This is a genomic window from Mesorhizobium sp. M0571, assembly GCF_040320985.1.
Taxonomy (GTDB): domain Bacteria; phylum Pseudomonadota; class Alphaproteobacteria; order Rhizobiales; family Rhizobiaceae; genus Mesorhizobium.
Window position 1 is genome coordinate 275196 of record NZ_JAMYQT010000005.1, and the last position, 15314, is coordinate 290509.

The window sequence follows — 15314 nt, forward strand, 5'->3', positions numbered from 1 at the left end:
AATGACGTTCAGGCTGGCTCCAACCGCGGCGTCGGAAGGGTTCCGGCTCGAGGCGCACGACACGGTCGGCTCCACCAATGCGCTGGCGCTGGAGCACGCGCGGGCCGGTGACCCGGGGAAACTCTGGGTCGTATCGAAAAAACAGGAAAGCGGGCGTGGACGCCGTGGGCGCGCCTGGGCGACGCCCGAGGGCAATCTGGCGGCGACACTGCTGGTGATCACCGATGCCGAGCTTCGTCTCGCCGCTACGCTCGGCTTCGTTGCCGGACTGGCGCTGGCCGACGCGCTCGACGCCGTCGTGCCTAAGGACAGGATCGCAATCGGCCTCGACGGCGCGAGCCAAGGCAAGAACCGCTTCGAGCTAAAATGGCCGAACGACGTGCTCGCTTCCGGCGCCAAGCTTGCCGGCATCCTGCTGGAATCGGCGATGCTCGATGGCAGCAAGTCCGCGGTGGCCGTCGGTATCGGCGTCAATGTGGTGGCTTATCCCAAGGATTTGCCCTATCCAGCGACGTCGCTCAACGCGCTGGGGTCTGCTTGCGATGCCGAGACGCTGTTTCTGGCGCTGTCGGATGCATGGAGCGAGAATGCCCGGCTGTGGAACGAAGGACGTGGGCTTGCCGCCGTCAGGCGGCGCTGGCTGGCGCGTGCGGCGGGGCTTGGCGGGCAGGTTGCTGTCAGAATTGACGGTAATGTGGTGCGCGGCACCTTCGAGACCATTGACGAGGACTGCCGTTTCGTGATCCGCGACGATCAAGGTTCGGTTCTGACGATTGCCGCCGGCGACGTGCATTTCGGCGCGGTTGCATCGGCCGGCGTTTGACTGGCCAATATTTGACCAGCTTGAATTTGACGGCCCAAGATTTTGACCGGCAAGGAAGGAAAGATCATGGCGAAAGCGGAAAACGCCGAACTTGTCTTCGTGCCGCTCGGCGGCGTCGGCGAGATCGGCATGAACTTCGCCCTCTACGGCTATGGGCCGGCCAATGAGCGCGAATGGATCGTCGTCGATGTCGGCGTTACCTTTCCCGATGCCACCCTGCCCGGCGTCGACCTGGTGCTGCCCGACACGCGTTTCATCGAGGAGAACCTCGCCAATCTGCGCGGCATCGTCATTACCCATGCGCATGAGGACCATTACGGCGCGCTGCACGACATCTGGCCGAAGCTCAAGGCGCCGGTCTGGATGACGCCGTTCAGCGCCGGCCTGCTGGAAGCCAAGCGGCAGGGCGAGCAAGGGGCACCGAAGATCCCGGTGACGATCTACCGGGCCGGCGAGAAATTCACCGTCGGCCCGTTCGAGATCGAAGCCATCCCCGTCGCGCACTCCATTCCCGAACCGATGTCGCTGGCGGTCACCACGCCGGTCGGCGTCGTCATCCATACCGGCGACTGGAAGATCGATCCGGCGCCGACGGTGGGGCCGATGACCGACGAGGCACGCTTCCGCGCCTATGGCGACAAGGGCGTGCTGGCGCTGATCTGCGATTCCACCAACGCGCTGCGGGAGGGGGACTCACCGTCGGAAGTGGCGGTGGGCGAGGGCCTCAAGGGTGTCATCCAGAATGCCAAGGGCCGTGTCGCCATCACCAGCTTCTCCTCCAATGTCGGGCGCATCGTCTCCATCGCCAAGGCAGCGCGGGATGCCGGCCGCCAGTGCCTGGTACTTGGCCGCTCCATGAAGCGCGTCATCGATGTGGCTGATGAACTCGGTTATATGGACGGGTTGCCGGAATTCATCGCCGAGGAGGATTACGGCTTCATTCCGCGCGAAAACCTCGTCATCATCTGCACCGGCAGCCAGGGCGAGCCGCTTGCCGCACTTGCCAAGCTGTCGCGCGACGAGATGAAGTCGGTGGCGCTGACGGCCGGCGACACGGTGGTGTTTTCCTCGCGCACCATTCCCGGCAACGAGAAGGCGATCCTCGAGATCAAGAACCGCCTGATCGATCTCGGCGTCAAGATCATCGAGGACGGCGATGCGCTGGTGCATGTCTCCGGCCATCCGCGCCGCAGCGAATTGCGCAAGATGTATGAATGGGTGCGCCCGCAGATCGGCGTTCCCGTGCATGGCGAGGCGGCGCATCTGGTGGCGCAGGGCTCGCTGATGTCGACATCCGGCATCGGCCAGGTGGCGCAGGTGCGCGACGGCGACATGCTCAGGCTCTATCCAGGTGCTGCCGCGATTATCGACCAGGTGCCGTTCGGCCGCATCTACAAGGACGGCCGGCTGATCGGCACCGACCAGGCGATGGGCATTCGCGACCGTCGCAAGCTGTCCTTTGCCGGCCATGTCGCCGTCAATGTCGTGCTCGACGACAAATACGAACTCGCCGGCGATCCCGATCTCGTCGCCATCGGCGTGGCCGAGGCCGATGCCGGCGGCGAGAGCCTGGAAGACCTGATGATCGATGCGGCAATCGGCGCTGTGGACTCCATACCCCGCCAGCGCCGAAAAGACCTCGACCTGGTCCAGGAGGCGGTGCGGCGCGCAGTGCGCGGCGCGGCCAACGAGGCCTGGGGCAAGAAGCCGCTGGTGACGGTGTTTGTGACGAGGTAGTGAATAGTGAATAGCAAGTAGTGAGCAGGCTGTTGTGGGTTAGCGGTTTTGCAATGCGCAATATTCCATTCACCATTCACTACTCACTACCCCAGACCTGGAGCCCTTATGCTCGGACGCCTCAATCATGTCGCGCTTGCCGTGCCGGATCTGACCGCGGCGACGGCGGCCTATCGCGATACGCTTGGCGCCCGGGTGACCGCGCCGCAGGCGCTGCCGGACCATGGCGTGACGGTGGTGTTCGTCGATGTCGGCAACACCAAGATCGAGTTGCTCGAGCCGCTCGGCGAAGGTTCGCCGATCGCGGCATTCCTTGAGAAGAATCCGTCCGGCGGCATGCACCATGTCTGCTATGAGGTGGATGATATTCTTGCGGCGCGCGACCGTCTCAAAGCCAGCGGCGCGCGGGTGCTAGGCGACGGCAATCCGAAGACCGGAGCGCATGGCAAGCCGGTGCTGTTTTTGCACCCCAAGGATTTCTTCGGCACGCTGGTCGAACTGGAGCAAGCATGAGCTGGGTTTCGTTTGTCGCCCTGTTCTTCGCCACATGGTGGGTGGTGCTGTTCGCAGTCCTGCCGTTCAGCATGAGGACGCAGGACGAGGACCAGGACGTGACGCTTGGCACGGTTCCGAGTGCACCGCGCGGACCGCATATGCTGCGCGCCGCGCTGCGCACGACGATCGCCACGCTGGTCCTCATGGGCATCTTCTACGGCATCACGAGAGGGCTCGGTCTCGGCATCGACGACATCCCGCACATCGTGCCGGATTTCAACCAGAGCCCCGCACATTAGCCGGCTACCCGATGTCCGGCTGTCCAAGGCCTACGCCGACGCCCTGAAATCAAGCTGAGCCATCAAGGTCAACCCAAGTAAAGGCCGGAGGCCGGGTTTGGGCTGACGCAACGTCATGTAGTTTGGCAATCTGTCGCGCTAACCAAATGATTGCACAAAAAAAATGCAAGGCGCGAGGCCTTGCAATTTAAACGCGTCCGATCTGTTTCCGGTGTCCGGCGGCAGCGAGTTACCGCGCCTAGATCGCATCCTCCCAAGACTTTGACCGCGTAGGAGGGCAGATTTTTCTCCGCCCTCTCGGTTATCGGGGCACACTAGCCTAAGGCGGGTGAAAATGTCACGAAGAATTTTGCCCGGAAACAGGCAATCTCGTGCTGCACTGCACAATAGTACGGCAGGCGTTGCTTGCGAAACGTCCAGCAAGCCGTGTGCGGCAATTGCGGCGCCTGTGCAGCGCCTGGGCCGGGTTTCCATTCCGCCATGAAATGGCTATGAAGCCGGGGCAAGCAAGCCTGCGCCGCGCCGATTCCGGCGCCGCCATCCTCTCTCACGGATCAGTCCATGCGTTTGTCGCGCTATTTCCTGCCCATCCTCAAAGAAAATCCGCGCGAGGCCGAGATTGTCTCGCATCGGCTGATGCTGCGCGCCGGCATGATCCGCCAGCAGGGGCAGGGCAGCTTTTCTTGGCTGCCGCTCGGCAAGCGGGTGCTGGACAAGGTCTGCCGGATCATTCGCGAAGAGCAGAACCGCGCCGGCGCGCTCGAAATCCTGATGCCGACCATCCAATCGGCCGAGCTGTGGCGCGAAAGCGGCCGCTATGAAGATTATGGCAAGGAGATGCTACGCATCAAGGACCGGCAAGACCGCGATATGCTCTATGGGCCGACCAACGAGGAGATGGTCACCGAGATCTTCCGTTCCTACGTCAAGTCCTACAAGGATCTGCCGCTCAACCTCTATCACATCCAGTGGAAGTTTCGCGACGAGGTGCGCCCGCGCTTCGGCGTCATGCGTTCGCGCGAGTTCCTGATGAAGGACGCCTATTCCTTCGACCTCGATTATGAAGGCGCCAAGGCCGCCTATAACCGCATGTTCGTGTCCTATCTCAGGACGTTTACGCGCATGGGGCTGCAGGCGATCCCGATGCGCGCCGACACTGGGCCGATCGGCGGCGACCTCAGCCATGAGTTCATCATCCTGGCCGACACCGGCGAGAGCGAGGTGTTTTGCCACCGCGATTATCTTTCGCTGGCAGTGCCCGGCGCGAACACCGATTTTTCGAACGACGCCGAGATCGGCGGCATCGTCGAGCAGTGGACGACGCCCTATGCCGCCACCGACGAGATGCATGACGAGGCGGCGTGGGAGAAGGTGCCCGCGAGCGACCGGGTCTCGGCGCGCGGCATCGAGGTCGGCCATATCTTCCATTTCGGCGACAAATATTCCAAGCCGATGGGCGCCAAGGTGACCGGTCCGGACGGCAAGGATCATTTTGTCTCTGGAGGTTCCTACGGCATCGGCCCGTCGCGGCTGGTCGCGGCGATCATCGAAGCCAGCCATGACGATAACGGCATCATCTGGCCGCAAGCGGTTGCGCCGTTCGATATCGGCCTGATCAACATGAAGGCGGGCGATGCCGAATGCGACCGCGTCTGCGGCGAGCTGCATGCCGCCTTTGCCGCCGCCGGCAAGGAGGTGCTCTACGACGACACCGACCAGCGGCCGGGCGGCAAGTTCGCCACCGCCGACCTGATCGGTCTTCCCTGGCAGGTGATCGTCGGGCCGCGGGGTGTGGCAGCCGGCGAGATCGAGATTAAGAACCGCAGGACCGGCGAGCGCGAGACGCTGCCGATCGGCGATGTGAAAAAGCGTTTCGGTGCCACCGTATGAGCGAAGCGGCAGCAGCCAAACCTTCGGCCGCGGGACCTTTTTCCGGCTTCGAGCGCATGGTGGCGTGGCGCTATCTGCGCTCGCGCCGCAAGGAGACGGTGATCTCGGTCATCGCCTCGATCTCCTTCCTCGGCATCATGCTGGGCGTCGCCACGCTGATCGTCGTCATGGCCGTCATGAACGGCTTTCGCGCCGAGCTGCTGACGCGCATTCTCGGCGTCAACGGCCATCTGATCGTGCAGCCGCTCGACATGCCGCTGGAGGACTACGCCCAGGTCGCCGGCCGCATCAACGGCCTGCCCGGCGTCAAATACGCCATTCCGCTGATCGATGGACAGGTGCTGGCGCAAGGCAATGTCGGCGGCGGGTCAGGCGCGCTGGTGCGCGGCATACGCGGCGAGGATCTCGGCAAGATCACGATCGTCGCCAACAACATCAAGGAAGGCTCGATTGTCGGCTTCGATACCGGCGAGGGCGTCGCCATCGGCAGCCGCATGGCCGAGAATCTCGGCCTTGTGCTCGGCGATACGATCACGCTGATCTCGCCCGAGGGCGACATCACGCCGCTTGGCACGACACCGCGCATGAAAGGCTATCCGGTTACGGCGATCTTCGAGGTCGGCATGTCGGAATATGACAGCTCCATCGTCTACATGCCGTTTTCGGAAGCGCAGCTTTATTTCAACATGGACGGCCGGGCGCAGACGATCGAGATCTACGCCGACAATCCCGACGATATCGACGCGCTGAAGCCGAAGGTCGAAGAGGCGGCGCAGCGGCCGATCAGCCTTGTCGATTGGCGGCAACGCAACAAGACGTTCTTCGACGCGCTGCAGGTCGAGCGCAACGTCATGTTCATGATCCTGACGCTGATCGTGCTGGTGGCGGCGCTCAACATCATCTCGGGCCTGATCATGCTGGTGAAGGACAAGGGCCACGACATCGCCATCCTGCGTACCATGGGCGCCACGCGTAGCGCGATCCTGCGCATCTTCCTGATGACAGGGGCTGCGATCGGCGTTGTGGGCACCATCGCCGGCGTGCTGCTCGGCATCTTGATCTGCCTCAATGTCGAGCGCATCCGCCAGTTCTTCTCCTGGCTGGCCAACGAGCGGTTGTTCAATCCCGAGCTTTATTTCCTTAGCCAGCTGCCGGCCCGCATGGATGCCAGCGAAACGATCTCCGTCGTTCTCATGGCGCTGGCGCTGTCGTTCCTGGCGACGCTGTTTCCGGCGTGGCGCGCGGCCAGGCTCGATCCGGTCGAAGCACTGAGGTATGAATGATGGCCGAGGCCATTATCGAGCTGAAGAGCGTCGAGCGGCACTATGTCCAGGGGCCACGCAAGCTGACCATTCTGAACGGCGCCGATTTTTCGCTGAAGCGCGGCGAGATGGTGGCACTGGTGGCGCCGTCAGGCACCGGCAAGTCGACGCTGCTGCACACCGCCGGGCTACTGGAACGGCCGGACGCCGGCGACGTGATCCTGGCGGGCCGTGCCTGCGGCCGGCTTTCCGACGACGAGCGTACGGCGATCCGCCGCAACGACGTCGGCTTCGTCTATCAGTTCCATCATCTGCTGCCTGAATTCTCGGCGCTGGAAAACATCATGATGCCGCAGCTGATAAAAGGGTTGCCGCGCAAGGAGGCGGCCGAGCGGGCGGCGCAATTGCTCGACTATATGCAGATCGGCAAGCGGGCGCAGCATCGCCCTTCCGAGCTCTCCGGTGGCGAGCAGCAGCGCGTCGCCATAGCCCGTGCGGTCGCCAATGCGCCGCTGGTGCTTTTGGCCGACGAGCCGACCGGCAATCTCGACCCGGTGACTGCTTCCTATGTGTTCGAGGCGCTGGCAGCGCTGGTCCGGCAATCGGGCCTGGCGGCGCTGATCGCCACCCACAATCACGAGCTTGCCTCGCGCATGGACCGCCGCGTGACGCTGGCCGACGGCAAGGTCGTGCCGCTTTAGGGTATATCGATATTCAGGTGATGCCAGCTTGTGAACTGGCGCAAGCTGTCCCGCCGTTTTCCGTGCGCTCTCTCGGCGCGAACGGATCGGCAATCTCCCTCTCAACCCTTTCTTAACCCTGCCGAATTGACCGCGCGCAATTCCGGTCATCCGCGGATTCCGGCCGTTGACATTGAACAAAATTAGAACAAAATACGAACATACTAACAACAGGAGAGAGTTATGACCGATCTTGTTCAGGATGTTGTCTCGCTGGTGTGCATGAGCACGTTCCTCATTTCCATGGCGATCTGGATCGGCGCGATGTGAGGATCGCTGAAAGATGTGGCTCGACGCTGATGATCGAGGGACACCTTCGAACCTTGGCGCAGCTGTTGGACGAGTGTTTCAGCCGGCCCTGCGGGCGGCTTCGACGGGCGACACCACGGCGGGGCCGAACACGTCCTCGAAAGCGGATTTCAGCGCCAAGTCGAGGTCGGCCATGGTCACCGGAAGGCCGAGATCGACAAGGCTGGTGACGCCGTGATCCTGGACGCCGCACGGCACGATGCCGCTGAAATGGCTAAGGTCCGGCTCGACATTGATGGCGATGCCGTGGAAGCTCACCCAGCGCCTCAGCCTGATGCCGATGGCGGCGATCTTGTCCTCGGCCGCTGAGCCGTCGGGCAGTGTGGGGCGATCCGGCCGCACCACCCAGACGCCGACGCGGTCCTCGCGGCGTTCGCCGCGCACGTTGAAGACGGCGAGCGTGCCGATGATCCATTGTTCGAGTGCCGCGACGAAGGCGCGGACATCCTCGCGCCGCCGCTTCAGGTCGAGCATCACATAGGCGACGCGCTGGCCCGGCCCGTGATAGGTGTATTCGCCGCCGCGCCCGGCGGCAAAGACCGGGAAGCGGTCCGGCTCGATCAGGTCCGCGATGCTGGCGCTGGTGCCGGCGGTGTAGAGCGGCGGATGCTCGACCAGCCAGACCATCTCGCCGGCGGCGCCGCTGCGGATTGCCTCGGCGCGCGCCTCCATCACTGCGAGCGCATCGGGATAGGCGGTGAGCCCGGGCTCGATGCACCATTCGACCGGCGCCGAGCCGGGCGAGGGCAGGAACGACGTGGCGATCTGGCTGCGTTCTGTCATGATATCTCGTCTCGCCACTCATATGGCGGCAATCGGTACAAACGTCCAGTTCCGGGCGCGTTCGGCCCTTTGAAGACTTATGCCGATGTCCGGCCGATTATTGCTGGCCGCGCACTTGTTTCACCGGAAACGATTTGCTACACGCCGCGGGCCGGTTCGTTCCGGCTCCTACCACGTGCGGTCGTGGCGGAATTGGTAGACGCGCAGCGTTGAGGTCGCTGTGGGGCAACCCGTGGAAGTTCGAGTCTTCTCGACCGCACCATCAAATTCGTGAACTGCGCCCTCTAACCCATTGAAACGTCAGTTGGGCAGAGCGCCCCTTGTGGTGGGCCCTTGGCGTTCTAGCCTCAATCTGCGATACGAATTGAGATACATCACGAGTTTGGCCCATGCGAAAAGAGGCCGTCGCAGAGCCCGCCAGAGACCCGGATCGCTACCTCGTCCAGCGCGACGGAATTTTCTATTATCATCGGCGAATGCCCGCCAAGATGGTCGGCATAGACGATCGCGGCAGATTCATTCGCAAGTCCCTGGGAACGGACGAACGCCGCCTCGCGCGTGCCATGCGCGACAAGCTCGAAGACGCGGACAAGACCCTGTGGACGGTGCTCCTTTGCGGCGGCGAGACGAGGTCGGCACTCGATCAGTATCGCGACGCCGTTCGCCGGGCTGAAGCCATGGGCGTTTCCTACCTTTCAAATGGACAGGTGGCAGGCTTTCAGAATGTCGATTCAATTTTAAAGCGTGTCGAGGCGCTGGAGCGCGTTCAAGCGGCCCCCCGCGGTCGCCGACGCTCTCCTCGGCTGGGTGCAGGTGCCACCGGTCAAAGTCTCCAAAGCTTTTGATCTCTACGCCGATGAGATCATGGCCCATGAAGTCGTGGGTAAGAGCCAGTCGCAGCGCCGAATGTGGAAGAAGGTAAAGCAGAGAGCCGTCAACAATTTCGTTGCCCTGGTTGGTGATAAGCCGATCGGTGACGTCACGCGTGAGGACGGACTGACCTTCTACCGGTTCTGGCTCAAGCGTATTGCGCCGCCGCCAGACGTCGGACCAGCGACACATTCGGCGTCTGCCGGCAATCGAGATCTCGGCAACATGCGGGATCTCTACAGGCGCTATTTTGCTCATCTGAGCGAGGAACAAAAAAGGCACCCCATTCGATGACCTCCGCTTTTCGGAGCGTGGTAAACGCCGCCGCAAACGGCCGTCATTCGAACCCAAATGGATATCCAATCGGATCATGAGGCCTGGCGCTTTAGCATCCCTGGATGCTCAAGCGCGTCGCTGCGTACTGGCGCTGATCGAGACAGGCGCACGGCCAAGCGAGATATGCGCACGGCCAAGCGAGATATGCAATCTAGATGAGACCGTGATCTTCCTTGACACGCCGGTTCCGTATATTCGCATTGCCCCACGGGAGGACGCGGATGATCCCCGCGAAATCAAGACCGAATGGTCCGTGCGAGATGTACCGCTGGTGGGTGTCGCGCTGGAAGTTTTTAAGAAAAATCCGCAGGGCTTTCCGCACTACCGCAATCGTGAAGAGGCACTTTCTGCAAACCTGAATAAATTCTTTAAAACACACAAACTTTTCCCGACACCGAAGCACAAGATTTACTCCCTCCGGCACAGTTTCGAGGATCGTATGAAAGAGGCAGGCATCGACAGTGAGCTTCGCAAAATCTTGATGGGCCATACGATAGAGCGTGTAGAGTATGGTACGGGCGGATCGCTGCAATGGCGACGCGACGAACTCAAAAAGATTGCTTTGCCGTTCGATCCCGAGATTGTTTGAGCCGTTCCTGGACGCGCAACATAGCGCCCGTCTCTGCAATCAATTTCTTCTTTTCGCGTTCAAGACGCTCGTAAATCGGAAGATACGCTCGTCCTTTGTTGCCAGCCTTGTGGATAGCTAGGGCGAGCGTATCCAGAGCGCGGTCAATTCTCTCTAAGGTCACAGGTTCAGGAACCGTGGTGACCTGTGGTAGAACACAGGTCATCCTCTGTTCCCATGTCTGTTTCCTGTTCGACGATGACACAGACGAGATAATGGCAGCAGGCGCAGGTGAGAAAAGCGGTTTGCCTCTCGCATCGTGCAGCGGCGGTACTTCGACGTAGAAATCGGAAAACACGCTTGCGGCAACTCTGCACGTCAGATGCTAGCTTTAGCTAGCCACATCCGGCCACATGAATTGCTGAGCGGACTCAGGCGGGTCGATGCCCTTGAAGCGGACACGAGACCGAATCGATCCACAGGCTGTCGGCGGGCCGGAATGCCTCATCCGATCCGACCAAACCGATCGGAGGACGCGGGCAATGCCGGACTCGGTACCGTTCGGGCAATCAACCAACGATTGGCGAAATTTTGAACAGGCTACCATTACCGATGGCCTAGACACCATCTTCGTCCTTCGTTGCCGCAAGAAAGGTATCCCCAACCGCCGGATCAATCCGATCAGCCTGTGCCAACGCGCAACGGCTCCAATGCTCAACCGTTTCGGGTGGGACTGAAGAGGTTGATGACCGCCGCACCCGGAGCAGTTCGACGTACTTCCTTATTTCGCTTGGCCCGCTGAAATGCAGCCGCGTTTTAGAAGGAACGACCGTCTGGCAGGACGACGCAAGCACTTGATGGCAAGGCCGTCGAGTGGATGGAGAAAGTCAGCGACGAACAATATCGCCGCTGAACGTTACCGGGCCGCAGCGTCTCGCATTTGGCTGCCAACTCACCCCAGCCAATACCTCGGCCCCGGCCCCTTGCGTCCTGCCATATCGGCAGGGTTCGCAAGGCTACACCGGTCGATCGACAGGCAGCCGCAACCGATGCACTCGGTAAGCCCGGACCTCAGGCGCTGCAACTCGGCGATGCGCTGGTCGATGCGCTTAGTCCACTGGCCCGACAACCGCGACCAATCCCGACGCGACGGCACGCGATCGGCTGGCAACTTGGCGAGCTCGGCGCCGATCTCCTCAAGCGTCAGCCCAATTCGCTGCGCGAAGACGATGAAGGCGATCCGGCGCAGCACGGATCGCGGATAGCGTCTGTGTCCCGAGCCGGCCCGCTCGGACGCGATCAGCCCGCGCTCCTCGTAGAAGCGCAGGGCCGATGAGGCGACGCCGCTGCGCCGTGACACGTCGGTGATGGTCAGCATGGAATCCATGCATGAACGAAAGCACGATTCCCGCTTGACTTCAAGTTAACTTGAACTTGTAGCAAGGGTGCCATAAAGCTTGAAGGAGCACCGGCAATGCAGTCGAATATTGATCTTCACGGACTTCGCGTGGCGGTTACGGGCGGCACCTCCGGGCTCGGAATGGCGCTTGTGCGGCAGCTGACCGCGCAGGGTGCGTGCGTGGCCTTCGTCGCTCGCACCGCCGCGAATGTCGAACGCATCGCTGACGAGACGGGCGCGCACGGCATTGTCGGCGACGTCGGCAAGAAGGCGGACACCTACTCGATCGCGCTGCAGGTCACGGCAAACCTCGGCGGGCTCGACGTCCTGATCAACAATGCCTCGAGCCTCGGCCCTGTCCCACTGGCGCTCCTCGCCGATACCGAATGCGAGGAGCTGGAAACGGCGCTCGCCGTCAACCTGGTCGGCGCGTTCCGGCTGACGAAGGCCCTGTTCGGTGCGCTTGCCGCGTCCGCGCGCGGCGGCCGTGGCGCGCTGGTGATCAACATTTCCAGCGATGCGGCGGTGAACGCCTATCCCGGCTGGGGCGCGTATGGCGCGAGCAAGGCCGCTCTTGCCCATTTGACGGCGATCTGGGACGAGGAGGCCAAAGCCGACGGCATACGGCTCCTTGCGCTCGACCCTGGCGACATGGACACTCCGCTGCACGCGCTGGCAATTGCTGACGCCGATCCGTCGACACTGAAACGCCCCGAGGCCGCTGCTGCCGAGGTCATCGAAAAGATGCTCGATGCATTGCCGGTCGGCGCTACGCTTCGCGCCGGGGCACATGCATGATTGCCGCCGACCGTCCTGCTCGGCGCTTCGCCAGGCTGTTGGTCGTCGAGGCGGACGGCGCGATGCGCGACCTGCCGCGCGCTGAACTCGCGACACTATTCGATCCTGGCGATCTGGTCGTCGCCAATGACGCCGCGACCTTGCCCGCCAGCTTGTACGGCACGCATCTCCCCAGCGACGAGGCGATCGAGATCCGCCTGGCAGGCTGGCTGTCGTTTCCCGATCCAACCCGTTTCCTGGCGATTGCCTTCGGCGCAGGCGATCACCACACGCGCACGGAAGACCGGCTGGCTCCGCCGCCATTTTCACCAGGCGATCGCCTCCGGCTCGGCCCGCTTGAAGCCATCATCCAGCGCCTTTCGGGCCATCCTCGCCTTCTCGAGCTGCGTTTCTCCGGCAACCCCGTAGCGGTACTCGCGCGACTGGCGCGGCACGGCCGGCCGATCCAATACGCGCATGTTCCCAGGCCGTTGGCACTGTGGGATGTCTGGACAAAGATTGCAGCCGAGCCGGCCGCATTCGAAGCGCCATCAGCAGGCTTCGCGCTCGATTGGCGCACGCTCCAGGGCTGGCGTCGGCGCGATGTCGGCTTCGCAACCCTCACGCATGCCGCGGGCGTTTCTTCCACCGGCGATCCCGCGCTCGATTCGCATCTTCCCTTCGACGAGCCCTACCGCATCCCCGAGCACACCGCAGCGCAGGTCGCGCGGGCGAAGCTCCGCGGCAGCCGCATCATCGCGATCGGCACGAGCGTAGTGCGCGCTCTGGAGGCAGCCGCCAATCCCGATGGCGGTGTGCGTGCCGGAAAACGCATTGCGACAGGGCGCATCGCGCGCGGCACGCCGCTTCGCGTGGTCGATGCGATTCTTACAGGCGTCCACCAGCCCGGCGAAAGCCATTTCGAGCTCCTGCGCGCCTTTGCCGACGATGCTCTGCTCGCCAAGGCCTCCGCAGCCTTCGCCGTGCACCGCTACCGTACGCATGAATTCGGCGATTCCATGCTGCTTAATCACCAACCGCTGCTTCTATCGCGAACAGAATCGGGCCGAGGTGCTCGAGACGAAGGCTCTACTTGAGGTGTGCCATGATGTCGGCAGGATCGGTGGCAGTTCGGGCTCGGCGCGCGAGGAAGTCGGAGCTATGTTGCAGCAGATCAAATTCGGAATTTGACCCAATGCGGCCTTTCAGTTGCGAGCGTCGCTTGCTGGAGCTGCGTTAGTCAGTCGGAGGCCAATGGTCTTTTTAAGGGAACGCTAATATACATAGGCGTTCGAACGAGCAGTGCCTGCCAATCCTTGAGGAATGCCATGCGAAGGTTCATTTTCACGGCAGTGTGTATCGCTGCTTCAACATCCGCTAACGCCCATGATTGGTACCAAGACAAGATTGACCCACAGACGAGATTCAACTGTTGCGGCGGTTCTGATTGCCACGCCGTACCTCGGTCTTCGGTGCAGTCGAGGATCGACGGGGGTTACATTTACTTGCCGCATAACTTCAACATCCCACGGAGCCGCGTACAGGAATCCCCAGACGACCAATACCATATCTGCGAGGGTACCTACGTCGTAACTAATCAGCTGTATTTGCGTTGCTTTTTCGCACCTCGTGTCCTCTCTCTACTTCTCCCACGTTGAGGTAAATACTGCCCGTCGCTGCCGGGATCGACATCGGCAAGGTGCGCAACTGTGGCAAATTGGGTCGCGCCGCTCGCTGCCCTGAACGGACGTTCGCGTTCGCTACACGGGAAAGCATCCGATAGCGGATTGTCGGCTTCTGGCGCATTTGGGTCCTTATCGGCTGCCGGAGAGCCAATCGCTCTCGAGTGCAGGCACTCCAGTGGAGTCCAGACGTTGGATTGGACCCTCGACCTCTACAAAAGCACACTGAGCTTCGGGTCGGGCTACGACGGCATTCCGAAGCGTTCGCTTCGGCGAGAAGTCGTCGTTCTCAATCGGGCGACGGGGGATACATCGGCGAAGACGGCATAAGGGAGGATGGGCCAGACCGAGCCGACGGAAAGGTCATAGCCAAGGCCTTGGAGCGCATAGCGTGGCCGGGAGGCCGCCGCCAGCCAGACTTACGCGGCGCGTCGTTGAGCGAGGTGAAGACCCGAACGGGCTCGACGAGGGTCCACGGCGGTCACAATGTTGTGGTGGTGATCGCAGTAGGCGCGATCCGGCGAAGTTGGCCCAGCACAAAAACGATAACCGCCGGGTACTGATGGGTCTTCGCTCACCGGGAAGCGGCACTGATAGAGGCCTAGCTGAATGAGGGGGACGTCTCTCGAAGTTAGTCTGATATTTTCAGGCATGATGGTTTCCTAGTTCATAGCAATTGCCGGCGGACGGCCGCAGTGCGACCCGTCGGGGCGAGCTTCTCTCGTTTTGGAGGGCTATGGATCACCATATGGTGTTGGTCGCACCGTCAATGAAGCCCGACGCCCTGCTTCTGAAGCCAATAGTTTGCGACTTAAGGCCACACGCGCGAACGCATTGGCAATCTACCATCGTGTCCCCGAGGCACCCGCCCGCCGGGGTTTGTCGGCGGCGGGGGTGGCACTGGCTTGTGGGCCCCCTATGAGACGCGCTCTGCCGACGCCCTCGTTCACAGTCCGGACCACCTCATGCCGGGCCGCTCTAGCCGCCAAAACCCAAATCACTCTAAAACGACCGAGTTCCGACCCCTTGCAGTCGATCAGTTGCGAGCGTCGCATGACGCGATCTGACCCAATGCCGCCTTTCCGGCGCCGGTTTTCCTCTCCAACCCGGATTTTCCTTGCTACCAGCGCTTGTGACCCGCAGCGGCCAAATATCAGATGGAATATTCGACCATGTGCGGGGGGTGGGTCAGTGCTAAAAGATGACGAGCGGGTTCACGGGCGACCATGTCGTCCCGTGTATCGCCATGGCGCAATTATAACGAAAAATTCCCAGCGCTGGCATTGGCGCTTTATGGATGACGTGTGGCTGCTGCTGTCCGCCGTTTTCTACGCTTGATGAGGC

Annotated in this window: 16 protein-coding genes and 1 tRNA gene; 14 read left to right on the forward strand and 3 right to left on the reverse strand. The window is 62.0% G+C overall.

Annotated features, from left to right (window positions below):
• Nucleotide 1 precedes the first annotated feature (1 nt).
• The 7 genes from NKI85_RS09335 to NKI85_RS09365 all read left to right on the forward strand — a co-directional run bounded on the left by NKI85_RS09335 (nucleotide 2) and on the right by NKI85_RS09365 (nucleotide 7207).
• Nucleotides 2-823 (forward strand): biotin--[acetyl-CoA-carboxylase] ligase, encoded by an 822-nt coding sequence (locus NKI85_RS09335; protein ID WP_352524466.1) that lies wholly within the window; start codon nucleotides 2-4, stop codon nucleotides 821-823.
• Between the two features lie 66 nt (nucleotides 824-889).
• Nucleotides 890-2560, forward strand: a complete 1671-nt coding sequence (locus tag NKI85_RS09340; protein WP_352776651.1) for a ribonuclease J — start codon at nucleotides 890-892, stop codon at nucleotides 2558-2560.
• 108 nt (nucleotides 2561-2668) lie between these two features.
• Entirely contained in the window at nucleotides 2669-3073 is a 405-nt protein-coding gene (mce, locus tag NKI85_RS09345; protein WP_352524469.1) for a methylmalonyl-CoA epimerase, read from the forward strand.
• Complete coding sequence (locus NKI85_RS09350) at nucleotides 3070-3354, forward strand: DUF1467 family protein (RefSeq protein WP_292663027.1); 285 nt, start codon at nucleotides 3070-3072, stop codon at nucleotides 3352-3354. Before mce ends, NKI85_RS09350 begins: the two co-directional genes overlap by 4 nt.
• 561 nt (nucleotides 3355-3915) lie before the next feature.
• Nucleotides 3916-5244, forward strand: a complete 1329-nt coding sequence (proS, locus tag NKI85_RS09355) for a proline--tRNA ligase (protein WP_352776652.1) — start codon at nucleotides 3916-3918, stop codon at nucleotides 5242-5244.
• A complete protein-coding gene (locus NKI85_RS09360; protein ID WP_352776653.1) occupies nucleotides 5241-6527 on the forward strand; it encodes a lipoprotein-releasing ABC transporter permease subunit in 1287 nt (428 codons plus the stop codon). Before proS ends, NKI85_RS09360 begins: the two co-directional genes overlap by 4 nt.
• Nucleotides 6524-7207: an ABC transporter ATP-binding protein gene (locus NKI85_RS09365; RefSeq protein ID WP_254818120.1), complete on the forward strand. Its 684-nt coding sequence runs from the start codon at nucleotides 6524-6526 to the stop codon at nucleotides 7205-7207. Before NKI85_RS09360 ends, NKI85_RS09365 begins: the two co-directional genes overlap by 4 nt.
• A gap of 387 nt (nucleotides 7208-7594) precedes the next feature.
• Here NKI85_RS09365 and lipB read toward each other — a convergent pair whose 3' ends face one another.
• The gene (gene lipB, locus NKI85_RS09370) at nucleotides 7595-8338 is read right to left on the reverse strand and encodes a lipoyl(octanoyl) transferase LipB (protein ID WP_352524473.1); all 744 of its coding nucleotides are present in this window, start codon (nucleotides 8336-8338) and stop codon (nucleotides 7595-7597) included.
• 177 nt (nucleotides 8339-8515) lie between these two features.
• On the opposite strand from lipB, the gene NKI85_RS09375 reads away from it, so the two are divergent.
• The 5 genes from NKI85_RS09375 (at nucleotide 8516) to NKI85_RS09395 (ending at nucleotide 10849) form a co-directional block, all read left to right on the forward strand.
• Nucleotides 8516-8600: transfer RNA gene (locus NKI85_RS09375), tRNA-Leu, on the forward strand.
• Between the two features lie 127 nt (nucleotides 8601-8727).
• Complete coding sequence (locus NKI85_RS09380) at nucleotides 8728-9183, forward strand: DUF6538 domain-containing protein (protein WP_352776654.1); 456 nt, start codon at nucleotides 8728-8730, stop codon at nucleotides 9181-9183.
• 19 nt (nucleotides 9184-9202) lie between these two features.
• Nucleotides 9203-9502, forward strand: a complete 300-nt coding sequence (locus tag NKI85_RS09385; RefSeq protein ID WP_352776655.1) for a hypothetical protein — start codon at nucleotides 9203-9205, stop codon at nucleotides 9500-9502.
• A 205-nt stretch (nucleotides 9503-9707) separates the two neighbouring features.
• On the forward strand, nucleotides 9708-10133 hold the full coding sequence (locus NKI85_RS09390) for a site-specific integrase (protein ID WP_352776656.1): 426 nt from the start codon (nucleotides 9708-9710) through the stop codon (nucleotides 10131-10133).
• Nucleotides 10134-10654: 521 nt separating this feature from the next.
• Nucleotides 10655-10849 carry a hypothetical protein gene (locus tag NKI85_RS09395; protein ID WP_352776657.1) on the forward strand — a complete coding sequence of 65 codons (195 nt, stop codon included), beginning with the start codon at nucleotides 10655-10657 and terminating at the stop codon, nucleotides 10847-10849.
• Between the two features lie 215 nt (nucleotides 10850-11064).
• Here the strand turns inward: NKI85_RS09395 and soxR are convergent, their stop codons facing one another.
• Nucleotides 11065-11499 (reverse strand): redox-sensitive transcriptional activator SoxR, encoded by a 435-nt coding sequence (gene soxR, locus NKI85_RS09400; RefSeq protein WP_127862987.1) that lies wholly within the window; start codon nucleotides 11497-11499, stop codon nucleotides 11065-11067.
• 87 nt (nucleotides 11500-11586) lie between these two features.
• Here soxR and NKI85_RS09405 point away from each other — a divergent pair, with 87 nt between their 5' ends.
• Entirely contained in the window at nucleotides 11587-12309 is a 723-nt protein-coding gene (locus NKI85_RS09405) for an SDR family NAD(P)-dependent oxidoreductase (RefSeq protein WP_352776658.1), read from the forward strand.
• Nucleotides 12306-13385, forward strand: a complete 1080-nt coding sequence (locus NKI85_RS09410; protein WP_352776659.1) for an S-adenosylmethionine:tRNA ribosyltransferase-isomerase — start codon at nucleotides 12306-12308, stop codon at nucleotides 13383-13385. Before NKI85_RS09405 ends, NKI85_RS09410 begins: the two co-directional genes overlap by 4 nt.
• Nucleotides 13386-14389: 1004 nt before the next feature.
• Here NKI85_RS09410 and NKI85_RS09415 read toward each other — a convergent pair.
• Entirely contained in the window at nucleotides 14390-14623 is a 234-nt protein-coding gene (locus NKI85_RS09415; protein WP_352530957.1) for a GcrA family cell cycle regulator, read from the reverse strand.
• Between the last annotated feature and the right edge of the window lie 691 nt (nucleotides 14624-15314).

What these genes read in the sequence shown, in the direction of transcription:
- NKI85_RS09335 (WP_352524466.1), top strand. Translation starts at nt 2, where the DNA reads ATGACGTTCAGGCTGGCTCCAACCGCGGCGTCGGAAGGGTTCCGGCTC.
- NKI85_RS09340 (WP_352776651.1), top strand. Translation starts at nt 890, where the DNA reads ATGGCGAAAGCGGAAAACGCCGAACTTGTCTTCGTGCCGCTCGGCGGC.
- mce (WP_352524469.1), top strand. Translation starts at nt 2,669, where the DNA reads ATGCTCGGACGCCTCAATCATGTCGCGCTTGCCGTGCCGGATCTGACC.
- NKI85_RS09350 (WP_292663027.1), top strand. Translation starts at nt 3,070, where the DNA reads ATGAGCTGGGTTTCGTTTGTCGCCCTGTTCTTCGCCACATGGTGGGTG.
- proS (WP_352776652.1), top strand. Translation starts at nt 3,916, where the DNA reads ATGCGTTTGTCGCGCTATTTCCTGCCCATCCTCAAAGAAAATCCGCGC.
- NKI85_RS09360 (WP_352776653.1), top strand. Translation starts at nt 5,241, where the DNA reads ATGAGCGAAGCGGCAGCAGCCAAACCTTCGGCCGCGGGACCTTTTTCC.
- NKI85_RS09365 (WP_254818120.1), top strand. Translation starts at nt 6,524, where the DNA reads ATGATGGCCGAGGCCATTATCGAGCTGAAGAGCGTCGAGCGGCACTAT.
- lipB (WP_352524473.1), bottom strand. Translation starts at nt 8,338, where the DNA reads ATGACAGAACGCAGCCAGATCGCCACGTCGTTCCTGCCCTCGCCCGGC.
- NKI85_RS09380 (WP_352776654.1), top strand. Translation starts at nt 8,728, where the DNA reads ATGCGAAAAGAGGCCGTCGCAGAGCCCGCCAGAGACCCGGATCGCTAC.
- NKI85_RS09385 (WP_352776655.1), top strand. Translation starts at nt 9,203, where the DNA reads ATGGCCCATGAAGTCGTGGGTAAGAGCCAGTCGCAGCGCCGAATGTGG.
- NKI85_RS09395 (WP_352776657.1), top strand. Translation starts at nt 10,655, where the DNA reads ATGCCGGACTCGGTACCGTTCGGGCAATCAACCAACGATTGGCGAAAT.
- soxR (WP_127862987.1), bottom strand. Translation starts at nt 11,499, where the DNA reads ATGGATTCCATGCTGACCATCACCGACGTGTCACGGCGCAGCGGCGTC.
- NKI85_RS09405 (WP_352776658.1), top strand. Translation starts at nt 11,587, where the DNA reads ATGCAGTCGAATATTGATCTTCACGGACTTCGCGTGGCGGTTACGGGC.
- NKI85_RS09410 (WP_352776659.1), top strand. Translation starts at nt 12,306, where the DNA reads ATGATTGCCGCCGACCGTCCTGCTCGGCGCTTCGCCAGGCTGTTGGTC.
- NKI85_RS09415 (WP_352530957.1), bottom strand. Translation starts at nt 14,623, where the DNA reads ATGCCTGAAAATATCAGACTAACTTCGAGAGACGTCCCCCTCATTCAG.